Raw genomic sequence first — 4,453 nt, 5'->3', positions numbered from 1 at the left:
GCAGTTGATACTCTTCCAAATTCACATACAAATCGCCTTTGCCGGATTTGTGCAATGCGCCTTTCACACCAACGATATCGCCGATATCCCACAAACCCCATTTGTCTTTTATGACTTCTTGTGCGGCTTTATCAGCATACAACTGGATTGAGCCTTCACCATCCTGCACCACCATAAATGGGCCGCGTTTTGCCATGATACGACCGGCAACGCTAACCAGATGATTCAGTGCTTCCAATTCTTCTTTGGTTTTTTCGCCAAATTGTTTTTGCAGATCAATGCTCTTGTCACCGCGACGGAAGTCATTAGGGAATGCATTGCCCTTTTCGCGAATCGCAGACAGCTTTTGACGGCGCTCTGCGATCAATTTATTTTCATCATGTGCATCTGGCTGTGCTGAATTGATTTCGTTGCTCATAGTCTTCACTGATCTTTAATAAAAGGTTTAGGGCTGAAAAAATTTAGGATTTAACCCAACAAAAAATAAATTACAAACCGGCTTTAAGGCTTTCGACAATAAATTGATCGAGGTCACCATCCAAAACTGCCTGGGTGTTCGAAGTTTGCACGCCGGTACGCAGATCTTTAATGCGCGAATCATCCAGCACATACGAACGGATCTGGCTACCCCAACCGATATCGGATTTATTATCTTCCATTGCCTGCTTTTCAGCGTTGCGCTTCTGCATTTCCTGCTCGTACATTTTTGCGCGCAGCATTTTGTAGGCTTTATCGCGGTTGGCGTGTTGCGAACGTTCGTTCTGGCACTGCACCACAATGTTGGTTGGAATATGTGTTATACGTACTGCGGAATCCGTTTTGTTAATGTGCTGACCACCAGCACCACTGGCGCGGTAGGTATCGATACGCAAATCAGCAGGATTGATATCAATTTCGATGTTGTCATCGATTTCCGGTGAGATAAATACCGAGCAAAATGATGTATGGCGACGGTTGCCGGAATCAAACGGCGATTTACGCACTAAACGGTGTACACCAGTTTCCGTACGCAACCAACCAAAGGCGTATTCGCCTTCAAAATAGATGGTGGCGCTCTTAATACCGGCTACGTCACCAGCGGACACTTCTTCCAGCGTCACTTTAAAACCTTTGGCTTCACCCCAGCGCAGATACATGCGCAAAACAATTTCAGCCCAATCCTGCGCTTCAGTACCGCCTGAACCGGATTGGATATCAAGATACGCATTGTTCGCATCTGTCTCGCCGGAAAACATTCGGCGAAACTCCAGCACACCCAATTGTTTATCAAGACGCTCCAGCTCGGCCTGCACATCGGCCACCATGGATTCATCATCCTCTTCAACAGCCATGTCGAGCAGCTCGCGCGAATCGCGCACGCCGTTATCCAGATCATCGATGGTTTTTACAACCATCTCCAATGCTGCCCGCTCTCGCCCCAACGCCTGGGCACGCTCAGGTTTATCCCAGACGCTCGGTTCGCCGAGGTCAAGTTCAACTTCTGCTAGACGCTCTTTTTTAAGATCGTAGTCAAAGATACCCCCTAAGCACATTAGTGCGTTCGGTCAGATCTTTGAGGGCAAGTAATAAGGGGTTAATTTCCATGATGATGCGCAATTTAGTCTGGGTTTAGGCCTGAAACAGGCAGAAAAAGCGAGGCGCGCATTCTACATGAGATGGCTCTTGAGGCCAAATCACACCATAGCTAGCGCCGATTGATAAGTATTTGTGTCCCTGCGCAGCTTAAAAAGTCAGTTTTTCCTGCGGCTAAGATCTAATCGGACTATCTGAAAGTATCTGGCGTCTGTATACTCGCAAAAGTAACCGGTTACATAGGTTAATAACCCCATAATCCAAAATGATAATAAGCTCGGAGTCCTAATGAAGAGTTCAACCAGATTTGCTAGAGATGCAGCCTGCCTGACTGCTGCATTACTGTTAACTGCTTGTGGTGGAGGCGGTGGCGGATCATCTACGCCTGCTGCATCCAAACCGGCGTCCAGCGCCCCTGCTTCGAGCATAGCCCCCAGTTCAATCGCACCAAGTAGGTCATCCCAAGTATCGTCATCGAGCCTTGCCGCGCTTGCTAAATGCACGGTTGATGGCAAGCAGTGGAATGTCTGCGCCAGTGATAATGGCAGTTGGAGTTTTGAAAATAATCAATACTGCATAGCACAAAAGTTCTGCCCGACAAGCCGCACCAGCCTGCCTGTTACAGCAACGCGCACAGTACCAGTTGATCCCAATTCAAATGCGAAAACCCAGGCAATTTACACTTATCTGAAGAGCATCTGGGGACAAAAAACCCTTTCAGGGCAACAGGATTTAACCTGGAAAGATTCCATTGATATGGCGGAACGCGTGTTTACCGATACCGGTAAATACCCTGCCATAATGGGTTACGATTTTATGAACTATGGCATGACTGCCAACTGGGTCGAGGGCGTTAAACAAACTCAAGAAGCTATCGATTACGCCAAAAAGGGGGGCTTGGTGACTTTCGCCTGGCACTGGCGCGATCCGGCATTGCTCAATACCGCAAGTGTTAATGACGCCCAGTTTTATACTAAAGACACCAACTTCCAGATACCTGTTAAAGATGGCGCATTGGATACAGGCAGCGCAGCTTTCGCCCACATCAATGCCGGCATTGATTTAATCGCCGTTGAACTGAAAAAACTAAATGATGCCGGCGTGAGTGTGCTCTGGCGTCCACTACATGAAGCCTCAGGCAACAATGGTGACGGCTGGTTCTGGTGGGGGCGTACACGCACCGATGGTGTACCGCAGTCCTTTGCCCAAATTTTATTATGGCGACACATTTACAACCGATTGACGAACGATCACGGTCTCCATAATTTGTTATGGGTATGGAATGGTCAAAACGCAGCTTGGTATCCCGGCGATGAATATGTGGATATCGTCAGCCACGATATTTATGACAGCACAGATAACAAAACTTATAAATCGCAAATCAGCACTTATACACAAGCACGCAAATACCCGTTTGAAAACAAAATGGTTGCACTGAGCGAAAATAGTTACATTCCCGATCCCGATAAAATTGCAACGGATGGCGCATGGTGGTTGTGGTTTATGGTGTGGAACGATGGACACACTGCAGAGGGCGCTGGTGTTACCCATAAAGATAACTTCTGGACGGGTGAGTATTACAACACCAACGCGCACAAAACCAAGGTCTACAACCACAACAATGTCATCACATTGGATGAACTGCCAACTTTCTGAACACTGAAAAAAGTCCAACAAAAAAGCCCTCAAATGTGAGGGCTTTTTCATCAAAATCAAATACTCACAAACCAGTCCATCAGTATTTTCTTCTCTTCCGTCGTTAAACTTTTATCGGGCGGCATGGGGCGATTTTTATCTTCAAATATCTTTACTTCCATTTGTGTTTTTCCATCTTGCTTATTTAGCCAATTATTAATCGTTAACAAACTATTCGACCGTTGCAAAAGTTCGCTATGACATTGTGCACAGCGCTCTTGCAAAATCACACTGACCGCAGCTGGCGGAACCAATGATTTAGCCGTAACTGCCCGCTCAGGCGCCTTCTGCATCTGATAATTTTTTCCAACAGATAAGCGCAGTATCGCTGCATTGCGATCATCCACGATAAAGACACTGCCATCTTGTGCCTGAGTAAGCCCTACCGGTGCACCCTCAGGCCGCAAACCTGGAACTTCATGCCACTGCGAAATTACTTCACTGTGTTGCGCTACTTTTTTATCGCTCATATTTTTTTGCCCTTCCCCCAAGCCACCTTTTGGAGAAAACGCATGTTGAGTATAAGCACCTTCAAATGTAGCTGGAGCCCGAAAGAAAATCGCACCCTGCTGTAACTCGGGGCGACCGTGCTTATCAATTGCATAACTGACCAAACGATTGCCCGCAATACGATAACCATGCCAACTCATAAGCAATTTGTTTTGTAATGCAGGTAATTTTGTGTGCGAATAGTAAAGCATATCCAGCGGAGCAACGTGGGGAGGCAACAATGTCCAAGGTTGTTGATAGTCAGCTTGTTTACAGCTACTACCATCCAAATTCATATTGCGATTGAAACATAAAGGCCAACCATAAAATTTATTACCTTCAATAACATTTAATTCTTCGTAAGGCTCATCGGCTTCGGGGAAATCCATACTATTTTCAGCTTGCAAAATAGTTCCAGATGAGTGCACAACTAATGCCATGGAATTGCGAAGGCCGCGCGCTATGATTTCAAAATCCGAGGAATATGTATTTGTTTGTTTATCTAGGCGGTAGCGACGGATACTCGCCTCCTTGCCATTGATGCAATCAATGAGTGATGCTTTTTTGTTACAACGATCTGATGAACTACCGATATTAACCAGCAGGTTTGATTGCTCATCAAATGTAAAATTTTTGTGCGGATGTAAATAATCAACATCAACAGGCAAATTATCGACCACCGTCTCCAGATCAACTA

4 protein-coding genes are annotated in these 4,453 nt (G+C 46.1%); 1 reads left to right on the top strand and 3 read right to left on the bottom strand.

Features of this window, described 5'->3' with window-relative positions:
* Together ACWA6V_RS17835 and prfB are read right to left on the bottom strand one after the other, a co-directional pair.
* A partial coding sequence (locus ACWA6V_RS17835; protein WP_449523760.1) for an OB-fold nucleic acid binding domain-containing protein occupies positions 1-418 on the bottom strand: 418 nt, incomplete at its 3' end.
* A 70-nt stretch (positions 419-488) separates the two neighbouring features.
* Positions 489-1,584 (bottom strand): peptide chain release factor 2 gene (prfB, locus tag ACWA6V_RS17830; protein ID WP_310072306.1). Its coding sequence is split into 2 segments (ribosomal slippage): positions 489-1,511 and positions 1,513-1,584, totalling 1,095 coding nucleotides; the frame shifts between segments, so codons are not numbered across the junction.
* Positions 1,585-1,860: 276 nt separating this feature from the next.
* On the opposite strand from prfB, the gene ACWA6V_RS17825 reads away from it, so the two are divergent.
* Positions 1,861-3,228 carry a glycosyl hydrolase gene (locus ACWA6V_RS17825; protein ID WP_449523759.1) on the top strand — a complete coding sequence of 456 codons (1,368 nt, stop codon included), beginning with the start codon at positions 1,861-1,863 and terminating at the stop codon, positions 3,226-3,228.
* Positions 3,229-3,284: 56 nt separating this feature from the next.
* Here the strand turns inward: ACWA6V_RS17825 and ACWA6V_RS17820 are convergent.
* A partial coding sequence (locus ACWA6V_RS17820; RefSeq protein WP_449523758.1) for a PQQ-dependent sugar dehydrogenase occupies positions 3,285-4,453 on the bottom strand: 1,169 nt, incomplete at its 5' end.

Source organism: Cellvibrio sp. (assembly GCF_053579595.1).
Note: the sequence above shows the minus strand (reverse complement) of the source record. Positions and strands in the feature narration are given on the sequence as shown.